Source organism: Streptomyces atroolivaceus (genome assembly GCF_000717025.1).
Taxonomy (GTDB): Bacteria; Actinomycetota; Actinomycetes; order Streptomycetales; family Streptomycetaceae; genus Streptomyces; species Streptomyces atroolivaceus.
Window position 1 is genome coordinate 128,297 of the sequence record NZ_JNXG01000013.1, and the last position, 20,169, is coordinate 148,465.

At 68.5% G+C, this 20,169-nt stretch carries 15 protein-coding genes and 1 tRNA gene; 9 read left to right on the forward strand and 7 right to left on the reverse strand.

All coding sequences use genetic code 11. The features are described from left to right. Positions 1-34: 34 nt before the first annotated feature. The 4 genes from OO67_RS23395 to OO67_RS23410 are packed head-to-tail and all read left to right on the forward strand — an operon-like array spanning position 35 to position 4,315. Positions 35-967 carry a branched-chain amino acid ABC transporter permease gene (locus OO67_RS23395; RefSeq protein ID WP_033303185.1) on the forward strand — a complete coding sequence of 311 codons (933 nt, stop codon included), beginning with the start codon at positions 35-37 and terminating at the stop codon, positions 965-967. A 5-nt stretch (positions 968-972) separates the two neighbouring features. After that, the gene (locus tag OO67_RS23400; RefSeq protein ID WP_033303186.1) at positions 973-2,706 is read left to right on the forward strand and encodes a branched-chain amino acid ABC transporter permease; all 1,734 of its coding nucleotides are present in this window, start codon (positions 973-975) and stop codon (positions 2,704-2,706) included. Positions 2,707-2,711: 5 nt separating this feature from the next. After that, positions 2,712-3,602 carry an ABC transporter ATP-binding protein gene (locus tag OO67_RS23405; RefSeq protein WP_033303413.1) on the forward strand — a complete coding sequence of 297 codons (891 nt, stop codon included), beginning with the start codon at positions 2,712-2,714 and terminating at the stop codon, positions 3,600-3,602. Next, positions 3,599-4,315, forward strand: coding sequence for an ABC transporter ATP-binding protein (locus OO67_RS23410; protein ID WP_033303187.1), 717 nt, complete (start codon positions 3,599-3,601; stop codon positions 4,313-4,315). Before OO67_RS23405 ends, OO67_RS23410 begins: the two co-directional genes overlap by 4 nt. Positions 4,316-4,387: 72 nt before the next feature. Here OO67_RS23410 and OO67_RS23415 read toward each other — a convergent pair whose 3' ends face one another. Beyond that, positions 4,388-5,044: an ANTAR domain-containing response regulator gene (locus OO67_RS23415; protein ID WP_014156831.1), complete on the reverse strand. Its 657-nt coding sequence runs from the start codon at positions 5,042-5,044 to the stop codon at positions 4,388-4,390. Between the two features lie 94 nt (positions 5,045-5,138). On the opposite strand from OO67_RS23415, the gene OO67_RS23420 reads away from it, so the two are divergent. Both OO67_RS23420 and OO67_RS23425 read left to right on the forward strand, forming a co-directional pair. Next, a tRNA-Leu gene (locus OO67_RS23420) sits at positions 5,139-5,222 on the forward strand. Between the two features lie 87 nt (positions 5,223-5,309). Beyond that, positions 5,310-6,098, forward strand: a complete 789-nt coding sequence (locus OO67_RS23425) for a helix-turn-helix domain-containing protein (RefSeq protein ID WP_033303189.1) — start codon at positions 5,310-5,312, stop codon at positions 6,096-6,098. Between the two features lie 6 nt (positions 6,099-6,104). On the opposite strand, the gene pyk is transcribed toward OO67_RS23425, so the two are convergent. Then, a complete protein-coding gene (gene pyk, locus OO67_RS23430; RefSeq protein WP_033303191.1) occupies positions 6,105-7,538 on the reverse strand; it encodes a pyruvate kinase in 1,434 nt (477 codons plus the stop codon). Positions 7,539-7,797: 259 nt separating this feature from the next. On the opposite strand from pyk, the gene OO67_RS23435 reads away from it, so the two are divergent. Further along, positions 7,798-9,609 (forward strand): bifunctional metallophosphatase/5'-nucleotidase, encoded by a 1,812-nt coding sequence (locus OO67_RS23435; protein WP_033303192.1) that lies wholly within the window; start codon positions 7,798-7,800, stop codon positions 9,607-9,609. A 54-nt stretch (positions 9,610-9,663) separates the two neighbouring features. Here the strand turns inward: OO67_RS23435 and OO67_RS23440 are convergent, their stop codons facing one another. From OO67_RS23440 to OO67_RS23455, 4 genes are all read right to left on the reverse strand, one after another. Further along, on the reverse strand, positions 9,664-11,097 hold the full coding sequence (locus tag OO67_RS23440) for a lysine N(6)-hydroxylase/L-ornithine N(5)-oxygenase family protein (RefSeq protein WP_033303194.1): 1,434 nt from the start codon (positions 11,095-11,097) through the stop codon (positions 9,664-9,666). Continuing rightward, positions 11,094-12,494, reverse strand: a complete 1,401-nt coding sequence (locus OO67_RS23445; protein ID WP_033303195.1) for a pyridoxal phosphate-dependent decarboxylase family protein — start codon at positions 12,492-12,494, stop codon at positions 11,094-11,096. Before OO67_RS23445 ends, OO67_RS23440 begins: the two co-directional genes overlap by 4 nt. Positions 12,495-12,786: 292 nt before the next feature. Further along, on the reverse strand, positions 12,787-15,378 hold the full coding sequence (pepN, locus tag OO67_RS23450) for an aminopeptidase N (protein ID WP_033303197.1): 2,592 nt from the start codon (positions 15,376-15,378) through the stop codon (positions 12,787-12,789). A 358-nt stretch (positions 15,379-15,736) separates the two neighbouring features. Next, a complete protein-coding gene (locus OO67_RS23455) occupies positions 15,737-16,060 on the reverse strand; it encodes a chorismate mutase (RefSeq protein WP_033303199.1) in 324 nt (107 codons plus the stop codon). A gap of 321 nt (positions 16,061-16,381) precedes the next feature. Between OO67_RS23455 and OO67_RS23460 the strand changes: the two genes are divergently transcribed. Continuing rightward, positions 16,382-18,187, forward strand: coding sequence for a glycoside hydrolase family 35 protein (locus OO67_RS23460; protein ID WP_033303201.1), 1,806 nt, complete (start codon positions 16,382-16,384; stop codon positions 18,185-18,187). 7 nt (positions 18,188-18,194) lie between these two features. Here OO67_RS23460 and OO67_RS23465 read toward each other — a convergent pair whose 3' ends face one another. Then, complete coding sequence (locus OO67_RS23465) at positions 18,195-18,971, reverse strand: S1 family peptidase (RefSeq protein WP_033303202.1); 777 nt, start codon at positions 18,969-18,971, stop codon at positions 18,195-18,197. Positions 18,972-19,224: 253 nt separating this feature from the next. Between OO67_RS23465 and OO67_RS23470 the strand changes: the two genes are divergently transcribed. Beyond that, a complete protein-coding gene (locus OO67_RS23470; protein ID WP_033303204.1) occupies positions 19,225-20,133 on the forward strand; it encodes a hypothetical protein in 909 nt (302 codons plus the stop codon). Positions 20,134-20,169: the final 36 nt, after the last annotated feature.

A 20,169-nucleotide genomic window follows, 5' to 3' on the forward strand; every position in this document is an offset into this window, starting at 1 on the left:
TGTCATATCCGACAAGCTCATCGGAGGCACTGCGGTGAACGAACTGCCGCAACAGCTGGCCAACGGTCTCGCACTCGGCGCGCTCTATGGCCTCATAGCCATCGGGTACACCATGGTGTACGGCATCGTCCAGCTCATCAATTTCGCCCACGGCGAGATATTCATGATCGGGGGCTTCGGCGCCCTCACCACCTACCTGGCACTCCCCAGCGGAACCTCGCTCATGGTGGTCATACCCCTCATGATCGTCGGCGGCGCCATCGCCTCCGTCGCCGTGGCCACGGCCGCGGAACGCTTCGCCTACCGCCCCCTGCGAGGCGCCCCCCGACTGGCACCCCTCATCACCGCGATCGGCCTCTCGATCGTCCTCCAGCAGCTTGTCTGGGGCTTCTACCCCGAAGCGAAGAAGCCGCGCAGCTTCCCCGAGTTCCAGGGCGAGTCGTTCAAGATCCTCGACAACCTCTACCTCCAGCGCGCCGACGCCTTCATCCTCGTCCTCGCCCCCCTGTGCATGCTCGCCCTCGGCCTCTTCGTCGCCAAGAGCCGCAGCGGCCGCGCCATGCAGGCCACCGCACAGGACCCCGACACAGCCAAGCTCATGGGCATCAACACCGACCGCATCATCGTGATGGCCTTCGCCATCGGAGCCGCGTTCGCCGCCGTCGCCTCCGTCGCCTACGGACTCGACAAGGGCCAGATCAACTTCGAGATGGGCTTCATCCTCGGCCTCAAGGCCTTCACCGCCGCAGTACTCGGCGGCATCGGCAACATCTACGGAGCCATGGTCGGCGGAGTCGTCCTCGGCCTCGCCGAAGCCCTCTCCATCGCCTACATCGAAGAAATACCCGGCATGCAGCAGCTCGGCGGCGGCGCCTGGGCCAACGTATGGGCATTCGTACTTCTCATCGTCGTCCTCCTCGTCAGGCCACAAGGCCTGCTCGGCGAGCGCGTCGCGGATCGGGCGTGAGAGCCATGACAACCGACACCACGAAAACCGCCGTCACCACCCCGGCCGACACCGGCTCCCGCACCACCACCCTGCGATGGGCCACCGCCCTCGGTGGCATCGCCACCATCGCCAGCACCTTCCTGTCCTGGACCTACACCGACGAATTCCCCGGCGACCTCACCGTCTACGGCTACCCCGGCGGCCTCCAGGTCCTCACCCTCGTGGCAGGCGCCCTCGTACTCCTGTACGCACTCGCCGCCCTCAACATCCGCGGCCTCCGCTGGCTCGCACCCACCGGCACCACCAAAGCCCTCCAGTTCCTGGCCCTCGGCGCCTTCGGCACCACCTGGTTCACCGTCATCGCCATCGCCGTCGAACTCGGCGGCGTCGTCAACCTCGAACCCGGCGGCTTCGTCGCAGCGGTCACCTCAGCCATACCGCTCCTCGCATTCCTCCTCCCCGACGACACCCGCAAAGCACCCCGCCCCAAGAACATCCCCTCCTGGGCCGAAATCCTCATCATCGTCGCCGCCTTCGGAACCGGCCTCTTCGTCGTCACCTACGGCATCGACACCGAATACGCCGAACTCTTCACCGGCTACATGATCACCACGGGCTTCGCCATCGGCGCCCTCTTCAAATCCGGCATCATGGCCCGGCTCTCGGCACTCACCACCAAATACCGCTCCATCGCCGTAGCCGCCGCCTTCGTAGCCGCCGCAGCATTCCCCTTCACCCAGAGCACCGACCAGTACACCCTCATCGCGGTCAACATCCTCATCTTCGCGACCGTCGCACTCGGGCTGAACATCGTCGTCGGCCTCGCCGGACTCCTCGACCTCGGATACGTCGCCTTCCTCGGCGTCGGCGCCTACACCGCCGCCCTCGTCTCAGGCACCACCGCATCCGCCTTCGACGTCCAATTCCCCTTCTGGGCATCCGTCCTCACCGGCGCCGCCGTCTCCCTCATCTTCGGCGTCGTCATCGGAGCACCCACCCTCCGCCTCCGCGGCGACTACCTCGCCATCGTCACCCTCGGCTTCGGCGAGATCTTCCGCATCACCGTCGGCAACCTCGACGGCGTATCCGGACCCCAGATCACCAACGGCCCCAACGGCGTACCCAACATCCCCGACCTCGTCTTCTTCGGATACGACTTCGGCGAATCCCACACGATCCTGGGCATCGAACTCGGCGGATACGCCAACTACTACCTGCTCATGCTCCTCGCGATGATCCTCGTGGTCCTCGTCTTCAGCCGAGCAGGCAGCTCCCGCATCGGCCGCGCCTGGGTCGCCATCCGCGAGGACGAGACCGCCGCCACCGCCATGGGCATCAACGGCTTCCGCGTCAAACTCATCGCCTTCGCCCTCGGCGCCACCCTCGCCGGCCTCGCCGGCACCGTCCAGGCACACGTACAGAGCACCGTCGTCCCCGAGATGTACGTCTTCGCCGGCCCCGTGCCGCCCAACTCCGCCTTCCTCCTCGCCGCAGTCATCCTCGGCGGCATGGGAACGATCAGCGGACCCCTCATCGGCGCCACACTCCTCTACATGATCCCCGCGAAGCTGCAGTTCCTCCAGGACTACCAGCTCCTCGGCTTCGGCCTCGCGCTCATCCTCCTGATGCGCTTCCGCCCCGAAGGCCTCATCGCCAACCGGCGGGCCCAACTCGAATACCACGAGACCGGCCAACTCGACACACCCGAGGGCACACTGCCCGAATCCGGCGTCGGCACCGTGAAGGCGGGGGCGTGAACAACATGACGACCACCACCGAAACCACCACGCCCGTCCTGGACGCCGGCGGCGTCACCATGCGCTTCGGCGGACTCACCGCCGTACGCGACGTCGACCTCAAGGTCAACGCAGGCGAGATCGTCGGCCTCATCGGCCCCAACGGCGCAGGCAAGACCACCTTCTTCAACTGCCTCACCGGCCTCTACGTCCCCACCGAGGGCACGGTCCGCTACAAGGGCACCGTCCTGCCCCCCAAACCCCACCTCGTCACCCAGGCAGGCATCGCCCGCACCTTCCAGAACATCCGGCTCTTCGCCAACATGACCGTCCTGGAAAACGTCCTCGTCGGACGCCACACCAGGACCAAGGAAGGCCTCTGGTCCGCCCTCCTGCGCGGCCCCGGATTCAAGAAGGCCGAAGCCGCCTCCCACACACGCGCCATGGAACTCCTCGAGTTCATCGGCCTGCAGGACAAGGCCGACCACCTCGCGCGCAACCTCCCCTACGGAGACCAGCGCAAGCTGGAAATCGCACGCGCCCTCGCCAGCGACCCCGGCCTCCTCCTCCTGGACGAGCCCACCGCCGGCATGAACCCGCAGGAAACCCGCGTCACCGAAGAACTCATCTTCGCCATCCGGGACATGGGCATCGCCGTACTCGTCATCGAGCACGACATGCGCTTCATCTTCAACCTCTGCGACCGCGTCGCCTGCCTCGTCCAAGGCGAGAAACTCGTCGAAGGCACCCCCGACGTCGTCCAGAGCGACGAACGCGTCGTCGCCGCCTACCTCGGCACGCCCTTCGAGGCCGACACCCCCGGGAAGGCCGACGCACCCGCACCCGCCGGGACACCCGAAGCCCCCGAGCCGGACAAGGCGGAGCGCACCACCAGCACAGAAGGGGAAGGCCAGTGACCGCACTGCTCGAGGTCGAGGACCTCAGGGTCGCCTACGGCAAGATCGAAGCCGTCAAGGGAATCTCCTTCACCGTCGAAGCCGGCCAGGTCGTCACCCTCATCGGCACCAACGGTGCGGGCAAGACCACCACCCTGCGCACACTCTCCGGCCTCCTCAAGCCCTCCGGCGGCCGCATCCTCTTCGAGGGGAAGCCCCTCGCCGGCATCCCCGCCCACAAGATCGTGGCACTGGGCCTCGCCCACTCCCCCGAAGGCCGCCACATCTTCCCCCGCCTCACCATCACGGAGAACCTCCAGCTCGGCGCCTTCCTCCGCACCGACAAGGCAGGCATCGAGAAGGACGTCCAGCGCGCCTACGACCTCTTCCCCATCCTCGGGGAACGCCGGAAGCAAGCCGCCGGAACCCTCTCCGGAGGCGAACAGCAGATGCTCGCCATGGGACGCGCGCTCATGTCCCAGCCCAAACTGCTCATGCTCGACGAACCCTCCATGGGCCTCTCGCCGATCATGATGCAGAAGATCATGGAAACCATCGTCGAACTCAAGGCGGCGGGCACCACGATCCTGCTCGTCGAGCAGAACGCGCAGGCGGCCCTCTCCCTCGCGGACCAGGGCCACGTCATGGAGGTCGGCAAGGTCGTCCTCTCCGGCACCGGCGCCGACCTCCTCCACGACGAGTCGGTCCGCAAGGCCTACCTCGGCGAGGACTGAACACCCACACACGAGAAGGGCCTGTTCCCCGGACGACCGGGGAACAGGCCCTTCTCGCACACCCGCACGGCGCTACTCGGCAGCCTTCTTCTTCTCCTCGGCGTCCTCGATCAACGCCTCCGCCAGCTGCTGCATCGACATACGGCGATCCATCGACGTCTTCTGGATCCAGCGGAACGCCGCCGGCTCGGAGAGCCCGTAATCCGTCTGCAGAATGCTCTTCGCCCGGTCCACCAGCTTCCGCGTCTCCAGCCGCTGCGAAAGATCCGCGATCTCGCTCTCCAGCGCCTTCAGCTCCGCGAACCGGGACACCGCCATCTCGATGGCAGGGACCACGTCGCTCTTGCTGAACGGCTTCACCAGGTACGCCATCGCCCCGGCGTCCCGGGCCCGCTCGACCAGGTCGCGCTGCGAGAACGCGGTGAGCATCAGCACGGGGGCGATGGACTCCTCCGTGATCTTCTCGGCGGCGGAGATCCCGTCCAGGACGGGCATCTTCACATCGAGAATCACCAGGTCCGGCCGGTGCTCCCGGGCCAGCTCGACGGCCTGCTGCCCGTCCCCGGCCTCGCCGACGACCGAGTAGCCCTCTTCCTCCAGCATCTCTTTGAGGTCGAGGCGGATGAGCGCCTCGTCCTCGGCGATGACGACGCGGGTCGTCAGCGGCGGGACGTGCGACTTGTCGTCGTCGGCGGCGTCTACGGGCTGGGGTGACTCGGGCGTGGTCACGGGGCTCCTCGGTATGGGGCAGGAACTGCTGCGGAGCAGCCTACCTACCTGCCACACCTCGTGGTCACCAGGTACACTGCTGACCGGATAGCAAGCCGGGTTGGCGCAATTGGCTGACGCGGAGGTCTCAAACACCTCTGCCCGAAAGGGCATGTGGGTTCGAATCCCATACCCGGCACCCATCACCAGATTGCGGATGCTCACGTTCTCGTGAAAATCCGCATTCTGCTACGCACCGCATCATGACATCACACAGAGTGGTGGCATGATCTTCCACGGAATGACAGTTCGCCAAAAGGCGCTGGACCTACTCGATTCCGGCGCCAATGGCGCGGATGTCGCCCGCCGGTTGAATGTGCCGCGCGGCACGGTTTCCTACTGGCTGCACATGGAGCGCTCCAAGCGGAACATCTGCCCTGGCACCAGGACCCCTTCTTGCCACCGGTGCGACGGCGTCGGGCTCGCCGGAGCCGACTACGTCTATCTCCTCGGCCTTTACCTGGGGGATGGCCACATCAGCCAGCCCACTCAGCACCGGGTGCCGAGCATGATGATCACACTGGACGACTGCTGGCCGGGCATCCAGGACGAGGCAGGGGCGGCAATCCACAAAGTGTTCCCGGACAACGCCACATGCCGGGTCCGTAAACCCGGCTGCCGTAACATCAAGGTCTACTCGAAGCACCTTCTCTGCCTGTTCCCCCAACATGGCCCACGCAGGAAACACGAACGTGAGATCGCGCTGGAGGTCTGGCAACAAGAACTCGTCGACGCGAACCCTTGGCCATTCGTCCGTGGACTCGTCCATTCCGACGGTTGCCGCATCATCAACTGGACCACTCGCATGGTCGGCGGCGTCCGCAAGCGGTACGAATACCCGCGGTACTGGTTCACGAATGTCTCCGACGACATCCGGCAGCTCTACACCGACACCCTGGACAAGCTCGGCATCAAGTGGACCCACTGCACCCGCGCGGGCAAGGAGTACAACATCTCCGTAGCCCGACGGGCGTCCGTAGCCCTCATGGACGCTCACGTCGGGCCGAAGTACTGACGACCGTCACTTCGGGCTGTCGTCCTCGCCGATGTGGTGCACCCGCACCAGGTTCGTGGAGCCGGCGACCCCGGGCGGGGACCCTGCCGTGATGACCACGACGTCGCCCTTCTGGCAGCGGCCGATCCGCAGCAGTTCCTCGTCCACCTGCGCCACCATCGCGTCCGTGGAGTCCACGTGCGGCCCGAGGAACGTCTCCACGCCCCACGTCAGGTTCAGCTGCGCGCGGGTGGCCGGGTCCGGGGTGAAGGCCAGGAGCGGGATCGGGGAACGGTAGCGGGAGAGGCGCTTGACCGTGTCGCCGCTCTGGGTGAAGGCCACCAGGAACTTGGCGCCGAGGAAGTCGCCCATCTCGGCTGCCGCGCGGGCGACCGCGCCGCCCTGGGTGCGGGGCTTGTTGCGGTCGGTGAGGGGCGGCAGGCCCTTGGCGAGGATGTCCTCCTCGGCCGCCTCGACGATGCGCGCCATGGTGCGGACGGTCTCGACGGGGTATTTGCCGACGCTGGTCTCGCCGGAGAGCATCACGGCGTCCGTTCCGTCGATGACGGCGTTGGCGACGTCGGAGGCTTCGGCGCGGGTGGGGCGGGAGTTGTCGATCATCGAGTCGAGCATCTGGGTGGCGACGATGACCGGCTTGGCGTTGCGCTTGGCGAGTTTGATGGCGCGCTTCTGGACGATCGGGACCTGTTCCAGGGGCATTTCGACGCCGAGGTCTCCGCGGGCGACCATGATGCCGTCGAAGGCGGCGACGATGTCGTCGATGTTGTCGACGGCCTGGGGCTTCTCGATCTTGGCGATGACGGGGAGGCGGCGGTTCTCCTCGTCCATGATGCGGTGGACGTCGTCGATGTCGCGTCCGGTGCGTACGAAGGAGAGGGCGATGATGTCGGCGCCGGTGCGGAGTGCCCAGCGGAGGTCGTCGATGTCTTTTTCGGAGAGTGCGGGGACGGAGACGGCGACGCCGGGGAGGTTGAGTCCCTTGTGGTCGGAGACCATGCCGCCTTCGATGACGGTGGTGTGGACGCGGGGTCCGTCGACTTCGGTGACTTCGAGGGTGACGCGGCCGTCGTCGATGAGGATGCGTTCGCCGGTGGTGACGTCGGCGGCGAGGCCGTCGTAGGTGGTGCCGCAGGTGGTGCGGTCGCCTTCGACGGGTTCGACGGTGATGGTGAAGTCGTCGCCGCGTTCAAGGAGTACGGGGCCTTCGGTGAAGCGGCCGAGGCGGATCTTCGGGCCTTGAAGGTCGGCGAGGATTCCTACGCTGCGGCCGGTTTCTTCGGATGCCTTGCGTACGCGGTGGTAGCGCTCTTCGTGTTCGGCGTAGGTGCCGTGGCTGAGGTTGAGGCGGGCGATGTCCATTCCCGCTTCGACGAGTGCCTTGATCTGCTCGTATGTGTCGGTTGCGGGTCCCAGGGTACAAACGATTTTTGCTCGGCGCATGGTTCGAGCCTAGACCTTACCTGCGGGTAGGTAATTGTCTCTGCGTGACTGTCCAACAGCCTTTCGATGAAAGGTTATTGACAACTGTTGAATTGTGCGGCGGGGTGCTCCGATGAGCGTCGCGGGACGTGTTCCGGTGGGGTGCCGGGGGTGCGGGTGGTGCTGCTGGTCACCAGATCGCAACCTGTCGGGGGTGTTGCGCGTGGTGGTGGCTGGGTCAGAATCTACGCGCGTTGTTCGCTCGGAAGAGGAGTCAGGGATGCCGTTGAACCGTAGGACGTTTGTGGGCCGTTCGGCTGTCGCCGGTGTGGGTGTGGCGCTGGCGGGAGGGGTCGGTGCCGGGCCTGCGGCGGCCTCGGAGGCGAGGGGGCACGGGCATGGGCGCCCGCCGAAGCGGTACTCGTTCACGGTGATGGGGACGACGGACCTGCACGGCAATGTCTTCAACTGGGACTACTTCACGGATCAGGAGTTCGACGACAAGGCGCACAACGATGTGGGGCTGGCGAAGATCTCGACGCTGGTGGATCAGATCCGTGAGGAGCGGGGCCGCCGGAACACGTTGCTGATCGATGCGGGTGACACGATCCAGGGCACTCAGTTGTCGTACTACTACGCGAAGATCGATCCGATCACGGCGAGGCGTGGGCCCGTGCATCCGATGGCGCAGGCGATGAACAAGATCGGTTATGACGCGGCGGCGCTCGGTAATCATGAGTTCAACTACGGCATTCCGGTGTTGCGGAAGTTCGAGGAGCAGTGTGATTTTCCGCTGCTGGGTGCGAATGCGCTGGATGCGAAGACGTTGCGGCCGGCGTTCGCTCCGTATGTGATCAAGCGGTTGCGTACGCCGCACGGTCGTGATGTGCGGGTTGCGGTTCTGGGGTTGACGAATCCTGGTATCGCGATCTGGGACAAGGCGAACGTGGGCGGGAAGATGGTGTTCCCGGGCCTCGAGGAGCAGGCGGCGAAGTGGGTGCCGAAGCTTCGTTCGATGGGTGCGGATGTGGTGGTTGTCTCGGCGCATTCGGGTTCGTCGGGCACGTCGTCGTACGGGGATCAGTTGCCGTACGTGGAGAATGCGGCGGGTCTGGTGGCGGAGCAGGTGCCGGGGATCGATGCGATTCTGGTGGGTCACGCGCACTCGGAGATTCCTGAGTATTTCGTGACGAACAAGGAGACGGGGAAGCGGGTTGTTCTTTCGGAGCCGTTGAAGTGGGGGCAGCGGTTGACGCTGTTCGATTTCGATGTGGTGTGGGAGAAGGGCCGGTGGGTGGTCGAGAAGGTCGGTGCTTCGGTGCTGAACTCGAACGCGGTGGAGGAGGATCCGCAGATCACGTCGTTGCTCGGTGATGAGCACTCGAGGGTGGTGGCGTATGTGAACCAGGTGATCGGTACGTCGGTGGCGGCGATGTCGACGGCGGATGCGCCGTGGAAGGACGAGCCGGTCATCGATCTGATCAATCTGGTGCAGGCCGAGACGGTGGGGGCGGCGCTGGCGGGGGGCGAGTACGCGGCGTTGCCGGTTCTGTCGCAGGCGGCGTGTTTCTCGCGTACGGCGGCGATCCCTGCGGGTGAGGTGACGATCAGGGATGCCGCGGGTCTGTATCCGTTCGAGAACACGCTGGAGGCGCGGCTTCTGACGGGTGCGCAGCTGAAGGATTATCTGGAGTATTCGGCGAGGTATTACGTGCGGACGGCGGCGGGGTCGCCGGTGGATACGTCGAAGTTGACGAATGCGGAGGGTATTCCGGATTACAATTACGATGTGGTGTCGGGTGTGACGTATGACGTCGACATTGCGCAGCCGGTGGGTTCGCGGATTGTGGGGTTGTCGTTCGAGGGGGTGCCGGTGGATCCGGCGGCGCGGTTCGTGTTCGCGGTGAACAATTATCGGGCGAGTGGTGGCGGTAATTTCCCGCATGTGCCGGGTGCGAAGCAGTTGTGGGCGAATTCGGATGAGATCCGGAACACGATCATCGGGTGGGTTCAGGCGAAGGGTTCGGTGGATCCGGCGGAGTTCGCTTCGGTGGGCTGGCGTCTGACGCGGGACGGTGTGCCGGTTTTCTAGTTGTCGGTGTGTGGCGGCCGTTCCTCTTCGGGAGGGGCGGCCGCTTTCGTGTGGTCAGTGGTCGTGTGTGAGGGGGGTGAGTGGGTTGTTCTGTCCGGGGATGGCGGGGGTGTGGTGGGGGGTGAGGCCGAAGGTGGTGAAGGCGGTGCGTTGTGGGAGGGGGTAGGGAGTGGTGCCGGTGACGTTGTTGAGGATGGTGGCGCTGCGCCAGGCGGCGAGGCCGAGGTCGGGGGCGCCGACTCCGTGGGTGTGGCGTTCGGCGTTCTGTACGTAGATGTTGCCGGTGAGGGCGGGGTCGAGGTCGAGGCGGAAGTCGGTGTGGATGCGGGGGCGTCCTTGGGTGTCGCGGCGGATGTGGGGGGCGATGCCGGTGAGGAGGGTGTCGAGGGGGCGTTCGCGGTAGCCGGTGGCGAGGACGACGGCGTCGGTGGTGAGGCGGCTTCGGGTGGCTTGCTGGGTGTGTTCGAGGTGGAGTTCGATGCGGGTGCCGCTGCCGGAGAGGCGGCCTGCGGTGCGGACGCTGACGCCGGGGGTGAGGGTGGCGTCGGGCCAGCCGCCGTGGAGGGTGCGTCGGTAGAGCTCGTCGTGGATGGCGGAGATGGTGTCGGTGTCGATGCCTTTGTGGAGTTGCCATTGTTGGGGGACGAGGGTGTCGCGTACGTGTTCGGGGAGTGCGTGGAAGTAGTGGGTGTAGTCGGGGGTGAAGTGTTCGAGGCCGAGTTTTGAGTACTCCATGGGCGCGAAGGCCTGGGTGCGGGCGAGCCAGTGGATCTTTTCGATGCCGACGGGGCGGGCGCGGAGGAGGTCGAGGAAGATTTCGGCGCCTGACTGGCCGGAGCCGATGACGGTGATGTGGTCGGCTCGGAGGAGTTCTTCGCGGTGGTGGAGGTAGTCGGCGGAGTGGATGACGGGGATGCCGGGGGCTTCTGCGAGGGGGCGTAGGGGTTCGGGGATGAAGGGTGCGGTGCCGACGCCGAGGGCGATGTGGCGGGTGTGGGTGCGGCCGGGGGCTTGGGCTTTGCCGTCGGGGTCGAGTCGGGTGTAGTCGACGTCGAAGTGGGAGCGGTCGGTGTTCCAGCGGATGGCGTCGACCTGGTGGTTGAAGTGGATGGTGGGGAGTTGTTCGCTGACCCATCGGCAGTAGGCGTCGTATTCGGCGCGGTGGATGTGGAATTGCTCGGCGAAGTAGAAGGGGTAGAGGCGGTCGCGGGTGCGGAGGTAGTTGAGGAAGGTCCAGGGGCTGGTGGGGTCGGCGAGGGTGGTGAGGTCGGCGAGGAAGGGGACTTGGAGGGTGGCGCCGTCGATGAGGAGGCCGGGGTGCCAGTGGAAGGCGGGGCGTTGTTCGTAGAAGGCGGTGGTGAGGGGGTGGTTGCCGGGGGTGGTGGGGATGCCGTGGGCGAGGGCGGCGAGGGAGAGGTTGAAGGGGCCGAGGCCGATGCCGATGAGGTCGTGGGTCCGGTCGCCTTCGGGGGTGGTCCGGTCGGTCATCGGGGGGTGCTGCCTTCCATGGTGGCGCCGGTGTGGGCGTGGGTGACGAGGGTGAGGAGCTGCTGGAGGTCGGCGGGGGTGGTGTGGGGGTTGAGGAGGGTGGCTTTGAGCCAGAGGCGGTTGTCGGCTCGGGCGCGGCCGAGTACGGCGTGTCCTTGGTGGAGGAGGGTGCGGCGGATGGTGGCGACTGTGGTGTCGTCGGTGTGGGTGGGGCGGAAGAGGACGGTGCTGATGGTGGGGCGGTCGTGGAGCTGGAGTGCGGGGTTGTCGTCGATGAGGTCGGCGAGGTGGTGGGCGGTGGTGATGGTGCGGTCGATGAGGTCGGCGAGTCCGTCGCGGCCGAGTGCTTGGAGGGTGACGGCGATTTTCAGGGCGTCGGGCCGGCGGGTGGTGCGGAGGGAGCGGCCGAGGAGGTCGGGGAGGCCTGCGTCGGTGTCGTCGTCGGCGTTGAGGTAGGGGGCGTGGTGGTGGAGGGGGGTGAGGTCGTGGTGGTGGGGGACGGCGAGGATGCCGGCGGAGGCGGGTTGCCAGCCGAGTTTGTGCAGGTCGAGGGTGACGCTGTGGGCGCGGTGGAGGCTGCGGAGGGTGTGGCGGTGGGTGGGGCTGAAGAGGAGGGGGCCGCCGTATGCGGCGTCGATGTGGAGGTCGGCGCCGTGGGTGGTGGTGAGGTCGGCGATGTCGGTGAGGGGGTCGATCTGGCCGGTGTCGGTGGTGCCTGCGGTGGCGGTGACGAGGAGGGGGCCTTGGTGGTGGGTGAGGGCGTCGTGGAGTGCGGTGGGGTTCATGACGCCGGTGGGGGCGGGGATGACGACGGGTCGGGGGAGGCCGAGGAGCCAGGCGGCGCGGGTGATGCTGTGGTGGGCGTTGGCGGCGCAGATGGTCTGTACGGGGCCGTGGCGTTCGCGGGCGAGGAGGAGGGCGAGTTGGTTGGCTTCGGTGCCGCCGGTGGTGATGAGGGCGTCGGGGCTGGGGCGGTGGGGGTAGATCTCGGCGGCGAGTGCGGTGGTGAGGGCGTGTTCGAGGGCGGAGGCGGCGGGGGCCTGGTCCCAGGAGTCCATGGAGGGGTTGAGGGCTGAGGCGGCGAGGTCGGCTGCTGCGGCGAGTGCGAGGGGTGGGGTGTGGAGGTGGGCGGCGCAGTGGGGGTGTGCGGGGTCGGCGGCGCCTTCGGTGAGTGCGGTGACGAGGGTGCGGAGGGCGTGGTGGGCGCCGGTGCCGTGGTCGGGGATGAGGGGGCCGGTGGTGTGGTGGAGGTGGTCGGTGACGGTGTCGGGGCCGCCGGCGGGGAGGGGGCCGTTGCGTCGGGTGGCGCCGTCGTGGAGTGCGGTGAGGACGGTGTCGATGAGGGGGCGCAGGTGGGCGGGGCCTGCGGTGCCTCCGGCGAGGGGCGGGGTGGGCATGGGTGGTGTGGTCCTTCGGGTGCGCGGGGGCGGTCGTGCCAGCTTGTCCGGGTTGCGGAGGAGGCGGCCGAAGAGCCCAACGATCTCAACCCGAAAGGGGTACTGCGGTTGGTTGTGGGGGTGTTGGGGACGGAGACCTGGTATAAGCGTTCGTTGTTCGTACGTCTGTGCCCGGCCGCTCTGGGTGAGGGGCCGGGCACGGGGGCGGTGGGGGTGTCGTCGGGTCGGGGGCGTCGCGGCGGGGGTTCGTCCGGGTCAGGGGCGTGTCGTCATGGTGTGGGTGTGCGCGGGGTCAGTGGGCGTCGCGTACGGCGAGGGCGCGGCGGAGGTCGTCGAGCTGGTCGGTGAGTTTGCGGCGGAGGGCCGGTGTGAGGGCGGGGTCGGTGAGGGCCTTGTCGCCGAGGTGGATGCTGTCGGGGTCGATGGCGTGGGCGGGGAAGGCGTGACGTCCGGCGGCTTCGGCGATGGCGGGGCCGCGGCGCGCGGCGAGTGCGATGGCGTCGGGGTAGTAGCGGGCGACGTAGGGGTGGAGGAGTTCGCTCTGTTCGGGCTGCCAGAAGCCCTGTGCGGTGGCGGTGAAGAGGTAGTTGGACAGGGTGTCGTCGCTGAACATGGAGTGCCAGGCGGCTGCTTTGGCCTCGGGTGTGGGGAGTGCGGCGCGGCAGCGTGCGGCGCCTTCCTGGCCGGTGGCGCTGGGGTCCGTGTCGAGTTCGCGGGCGATGGCGGTCTCGTCGGTGGCGCCGAGGACGGCGAGGCGGGTGAGGATGCGCCAGCGGAGTTCGGGGTCGAGTTCGGGTCCGCCGGGGACGGTGCCTTCGCGGAGCCAGTCCTGGATGGTGTCGGGCTGGGTGGCGGCGTCGATGAAGTGGCGTACGGCGGTCAGGCGGAGGCCGGGGCCGGGGCTGCCGGGTGTGGTGGTGCCGGGGCCTTGTTCCCAGTCCTTGGCGGTGAGTCCTTCGGTGCGGCGCAGGAGGTCGCGGCAGAGGGCGGTGATGGTGGCGAGGGCGGTGGCGCGGTCCTGGGGCGGGAGGTAACGGTCGGCGATGTGGGTGGACGCGAAGCCGAGGACGCCGTGGACGAGGGCGAGGTCGGTTTCGTAGGGGAGGTGGGTGCGTGCCGCGGTGAGGTGGACGTTGGGGTGGAGTTCGCCGTCGCGGACCATGTCGCGGGCGGTGTTCCAGAGGAGGGCGCGGGTGAGGGCGTCGGGGATGCCGGAGAGGTGGGTGAGGGCGGTGTTCCAGGAGTCGGGGTCGAGTCGGATCTTGGCGTAGGTGAGGTCGTTGTCGTTGGGGACGACGAGGTCGGGGCGGCGGCCGGGCTGGGTGGTGGGGGCGCCGTCCTGGGGGATGTCGAGTTCGAAGCGGTTGCGCAGGGTGAGCTGTTCGGAGCCGGTGTGGGTGTCGAGGCTGTGGTCGTAGGTGCCGACGGTGATGCGGTGGGGGCGGTTGCCGTCGCGGTCGACGGTGAGGTTCCAGCTGTTTCCGGTGTTCTCGACGTGGGCGGTGAGGGTGTCGATGCCGGTGGTGCGGAGCCAGGTGGCGGCCCAGGTGTGGACGTCGCGGTCGGTGGCGGTGGCGAGGTTGTCGATGAAGTCGGCGAGGGTGGCGTTGGCGAACTTGTGCCGTGCGATGTGGGTGTTGATGCCGGCGAGGAAGTCTTTTTCGCCGAGCCAGGCGACGAGTTGGCGGAGCGCGGAGGCGCCCTTGGCGTAGGAGATGCCGTCGAAGTTGAGGAGGGCGGAGGCGGTGTCGGGGACGGCGTCGGGGTCGGGGGCGACGGGGTGGGTGGTGGGGCGTTGGTCGGCGTCGTAGCCCCAGCCCTTGCGGGAGACACCGAATTCGACCCAGGTGTCGGGGAATAGAGTCTCCCCTGCTCGGACGGAGTTGAGGGCTTGGGGAAGGGTGGCTTCGGTGAGGGTCTGGTAGCCCATGTATTCGGCGAAGGACTCGTTGAGCCAGATGTCGTCCCACCAGGTGAGGGTGACGAGGTCGCCGAACCACATGTGGGCCATTTCGTGGGCGATGACCATGGCGCGGGTCTGGCGTTCGGTGTCGGTGACGGCGGAGCGGTAGAGGAATTCGTCGCGGAAGGTGACGAGTCCGGGGTTCTCCATGGCGCCGGCGTTGAATTCCGGGACGAAGGCCTGGTCGTAGGAGTCGAAGGGGTAGGGCTCGTCGAACTTCTCGTGGTAGCGGTCGTAGCAGGCGCGGGTGATGCCGAGGATTTCGTCGGCGTCGTTGTCGAGGTGGGGGGCGAGGGAGCGGCGGCAGTGGATGCCGAAGGGGAGGCCGGCGTGGTGCGTGGTGACCGAGTGCCAGGGGCCTGCGGCTACGGCGACGAGGTAGGTGGAGATGGGTGGGGTGGGGGCGATGGTCCAGCGGCCTTCGGTGGCCTGGGTGGTGGTGCCGTTGCCGAGGACGGTCCAGCCGGTGGGGGCGGTGACGGTGAGGTCGAACACGGATTTGAGGTCGGGCTGGTCGAAGGCGGCGAAGACGCGCTGGACGTCATCCATGAACAGCTGGGTGTAGACGTACGTCTCGCCGTCGGCGGGGTCGGTGAAGCGGTGCATGCCTTCGCCGGTGCGGGAGTAGCGCATGGTGGCGTCGACGGTGAGTTCGTGGGGGCCTGCGGTGAGCTGGTCGAGGGGGTAGCGGTTGCCGTCGAGGCGCTCGGGGTCGAGGGGGTGTCCGTCGAGGCTGAGTGAGCGCAGGCTTTCCGGCTTGATCTCGACGAAGGTGTCCCCGGCCGTGTGGGCGGTGAACCGGATGGCGGTCCTGGAGTCGAAGGTCTCCTCGCCTGTGGTGAGGTCGAGGCCGACCGTGTACCGGTGTACGTCGAGGAGCTGGGCGCGGGTCTGCGCTTCGTTGCGCGTCAGTACGGACATGGGCCCATGCTGCCGTACGGGTCCGGGGCTGTGCAGTGGGGTTCTCGCAGGGCTGACGGTGCGCGGCGGAGGCCGGCCGGCCGGGGGGTGCGCGGCACACCGGGTGCGCCGGGGGTTGCGGGGTCCGGGACGGGGGTTCCGCGGTGTACGGGGCGGTCCGGGTGTGCGGGGCGGTGTGCGGGGCGGTCCGGGTGTGCGGGGCCGGGACGCGGAGCCGGCGGGCGCAGGCGCGGAGCCGCATCGGGAACGGGGCCCGCACCGAGCCGCTCGCACGAGGCCGGACCCGCGCGGGCCGGGGAGCGGCGGCGGGGTGGTGGGCCGCGTGGCCCTTCGGAGTCCCGGGCGGCCGGCCGTGGGCTCAGGCGTCGGGGGTGGCGGATTCCTCGGCGATGCGCTCGTGGTGGCGGATGACCTCGGCCACGATGAAGTTGAGCAGTTTCTCGGCGAAGGCGGGGTCCAGCCTGGCGCTCTCGGCGAGCTGCCGCAGCCGGGTGATCTGGCGGGCCTCGCGGGCGGGGTCGGCGGGCGGCAGGTGGTGCTCGGCCTTGAGGTGGCCCACCTGCTGGGTGGCCTTGAAACGTTCGGCGAGCATGTGGACGACTGCGGCATCGATGTTGTCGATGCTCTCGCGCAGCCGGTTCAGTTCGGCGGTGACGTACGCGTCGGTGTCGCTCGTGGTCATGGTCAGCGAGCTTAGACGCACCGGTCGTGGCGTGACGGACGGCGGGGTGCGGGCTGTGTCCCGTCGCCGGGTGCCGTCGCGGAGGAGATGGCCCGGCCGATGACGGCGTGGAGGCCCTCCGCAGGCGGTGGCGAGGTCCGTGCGGCCGGTGGGCGTGGGGTCGGCCGGCCCGCCCCGGCGTCGGTCGGCCTGTTGTGGCGCAGCCGCAGTGCCCGCTCCGTGCGGGGGGATGGACCGGGGGGCGCCGGGACGCGATGCTGAGGGCTGTTCATGGATCTTGCACACGGCTTTGGATCTCGCACACAGGAGCGTACGGGCACGATGACTGACTTCAGCGTGGGGGACGACCACTTCCTGCTCGACGGAAGGCCGGTGCGGTTGCTTTCGGGGGCGTTGCACTACTTCCGGGTGCACGAGGCGCAGTGGGAGCACCGCTTGTCGATGTTGCGGGCGATGGGTCTCACCTGCGTGGAGACGTATGTGCCGTGGAATCTGCATGAGCCGCGGCCGGGTGTGTTCCGGGACGTGGGTGCGCTGGGCCGGTTCCTGGACGCGGTGCACGGGGCGGGGCTCCTGGCGATCGTGCGGCCGGGGCCGTACATCTGTGCCGAGTGGGAGAACGGTGGGCTGCCGGCGTGGGTGACGGGGCGGTTCGGCCGGCGGGTGCGGACCAGGGACGTGGGGTACGGGGCGGCGGTGGAGCGCTGGTTCGGTGAGCTGCTGCCGCAGGTGGTGCAGCGCCAGATCACCCGGGGCGGTCCGGTGATCATGGTGCAGGCGGAGAACGAGTACGGGAGTTACGGCTCGGACCGGGTGCATCTCGAAGAGCTGGCGGGGTTGTTGCGGCGGTGTGGGGTGACGGTGCCGCTGTTCACGTCGGACGGGCCGGAGGACCACATGCTGACCGGGGGTTCGGTGCCGGGTCTGCTCGCGACGGCGAATTTCGGTGCGGGGGCGCGGGAGGCGTTCGAGGTGATGCGGCGTCATCGGCCGAGGGGGCCGTTGATGTGCATGGAGTTCTGGTGCGGCTGGTTCGGGCAGTGGGGTGGTGAGCCCGTGGTGCGTGATCCGGCGGAGACGGCGGAGGCGCTGCGGGAGATCCTGGAGTGCGGTGCTTCGGTGAATGTGTACATGGCTCATGGGGGGACGAATTTCGCCGGGTGGTCGGGGGCCAACCGTTCCGGGCCGCTGCAGGACCAGGCGCTGGTGCCGACGGTGACGTCGTACGACTACGACGCGCCCGTCGACGAGTACGGGCGGCCCACGGAGAAGTTCTGGCTGATGCGGAAGGTGCTGGAGGAGTACGGCGACGGGCCGCTGCCCGCGCTGCCTCCGGAACCGGTGGGCCTGCGCGGTCCGGTGCGGGTCGAGTTGACGCAGGGTGCGCCGCTGGCGGCTGTGCTGGAGGCGCTGGGCGATCCGGAGACGGTGGAGTCGGGGGTGCCGCCCACGTTCGAGGAGCTGGGTGTGGATCGTGGCCTGGTGCGTTACCGGGTGGGGGTTCCGGGGCCGCGGCAGGCGTATCCGCTGGGTGCGGCTGGTCTGCGGGACCGGGCGGTGGTGTACGTGGACGGGGTGCGGGCGGGGGTGCTCACCGAGGAGGACCACACGCTGGAGGAGCCGGTGGCTGGTCCGGCCGAGGTGGAGTTGTGGGTGGAGTCGCTGGGCCGGGTGAACTACGGGCCCCGGCTCGGCGAGTCGAAGGGCATCACGGGTGGGGTGCTGCACGAGCGGCAGTTCCTGCACGGGGTGCGGGCGCGGGCGCTGCGCCTGGATGCGTTCGACGAGCCGGGGGCGGTGGCCCGGGTGCGGTTCGGGGACGCCGGTGAGGCGGGGCGGACGGGCCTGTTCCGGGGTTCCTTCGAGGTGGAGGACGCGGCGGGGACGGATCACGCGGGGCTGGAACTGCCGGGCTGGGAGCGCGGGTTCGTCTGGGTGAACGGTTTCTGCCTGGGCCGCTACTGGTCGGTGGGGCCCGAGCGGACGCTGTATGTCCCGGGGCCCGTGCTCCGTGAGGGTGCCAACGAGGTGTGGGTGCTGGAGCTGGAGGAGGCCGGGGAGCCGTTCGTGGAGCTGGGCCCGGGGGCGCCGGTCAGGACGGGCGCCCCCGGGGGTGCGGTGGGGTGAGTGCGGGTCAGAGGGTCGCGGCGGCCGACGCGATGGCGGAGGCGAAGGTCGACACCTGGGTGTACACGCCGGGGTAGCCGGGCCGTGCGCAGCCCTCGCCCCAGCTGACGATGCCGACCTGGATCCAGGCTCCGGCGTTGTCCTTGCGGAACATGGGGCCGCCGGAGTCACCCTGGCAGGTGTCCACACCGCCGGCGCTGACGTAGCCGGCGCAGATCTCCTGGCTGGGTACGAGGTCGCTGCCGTAGGCCTGTTGGCAGGTGGCGTCGGAGACGTAGGGGACGTTGGCCTTGAGGAGGTAGCGCTGCTGGCCGCCGCCCTCGGTGGCGGCGCCCCAGCCGGCGACGGTGAAGGTTCCGGTGTCGTAGGCGGTGGTGGTGGCGATCTTCAGCGTGGGCTGGTTGATGGGCTGGGCGAGCTTGATCAGTGCCCAGTCCTTGCCGACGCCGTTGTAGCCGGGTGCCTGGAGGACCTTGGTGGAGCGGACCTTGACGGCGGAGGACGACTGGAGGTCGACGACTCCGGCGGTGGCGGTGATGGAGGTGTTGTTGCCGGATCGGCTGACGCAGTGGGCGGCGGTGAGGACGACGGTCGGGCTGTAGAGGGCGCCGCCGCAGCCCATGGAGAGCCGGACCATGAAGGGGAATTCACCCTGGGCGGCGCGGGTGCCGCCGACGACGGGTGCGGGGGCGGCGGAGGCGGTCGACGGCTGGAGGCTGAGGGTGGCGAGGGCGACCGCGGCGATGACGGAGCATCTCTTGAGGGTGCGCAGAAGCTGTTTCACGGGCTGTGCCTGCTTTCGGTGGGGGGTCGATGTGGGTTGCTCATGCAGGCGTGCGGGCGTGCGTGTCCTGGTCAGGGGCAGGTCGAGGCGATTCTCGCCATGCCCCCGACAAGAGCCATCCGATTATCGGGAAGCGGTCACCGCTGTCACAAGGCAGGGTTTCCGGCCAAGATCCTCTGCCGCTTCCAGGCCGGTTCCTCCGGGACCGGCCTAGAGTGAAGGTCCGTTGAGCGCCATTGATGGGGGTTCGGACGTGAGCGACGGCAGCGATGGGGACGGCGGTCCGGTCGCCCACGGGTTCCCGCATCTCGACGCGGTCCGGTCCGCGATCACCGCGCTCTACCGGCGGATCTCCCCCGACGGCGTGCACGCCTACGACACGAGCCTCGTCCCGGCGGACGCCGCCTTCTCCGACGTGGACGATCTGCACCTGGGCGCTCAGCGGGTTGCGGGCGCCCTGGTGCGGCACCTGCGTCTGCCGCAGGCCCGTGTCGTCGTCGGCTTCCGCCGGATGGAACACGCCGCGAGCGTCGAACTCACCGCGGGACCCGAGTACTTCATCGAGCTGAACGACCGGTTCCGCACACACCGCAGGGACATCGGGGCGGCGCTGGCGCACGAGATCACGCATGTGCTGCTGCACCGGCTGGGGCTGGAGCTGCCCGGCACCCGCGACAACGAGATCCTGACGGACACCGTGACGGCCTATCTCGGCGCGGGCTGGCTCCTGCTGGACGCCTTCCGTCAGGACGCGGTCTCCAGCCAGAAGCTCGGCTACCTCACGCCCGAGGAGTTCGGTTACGTACTCGCCAAGCGCGCGCTGGTCTTCGGTGAGGACCCCTCCGTGTGGTTCACCAGCCCTCAGGCGTACACGGCGTACACCAGGGGCCGGGCCGAGGCCCTGCGTGATCTGCAGCGGCCCCCGCTGACGGCCGCGGGATGGGCGGGCAGGCGCCGCTACGCCAAGGACCGCCGTCACGCTGGGGGGAACCCGGGCACCGCACCGGACCCGTCCGTTCCCTACTCCTTCGAGGGCGGGCCCGAAGGGCTCCGGGTCTGCTTCCCCTGCCCCACCTGCCACCAGCGCGTCCGGGTTCCGGTCCGGGGCCGGACGCGGGCCCGGTGCGGACTGTGCCGCACGGTGCTGGAGTGCGACACCTGAAAGATCGTCCGGGACCGGGGTGGCCGTAGGGTCGGT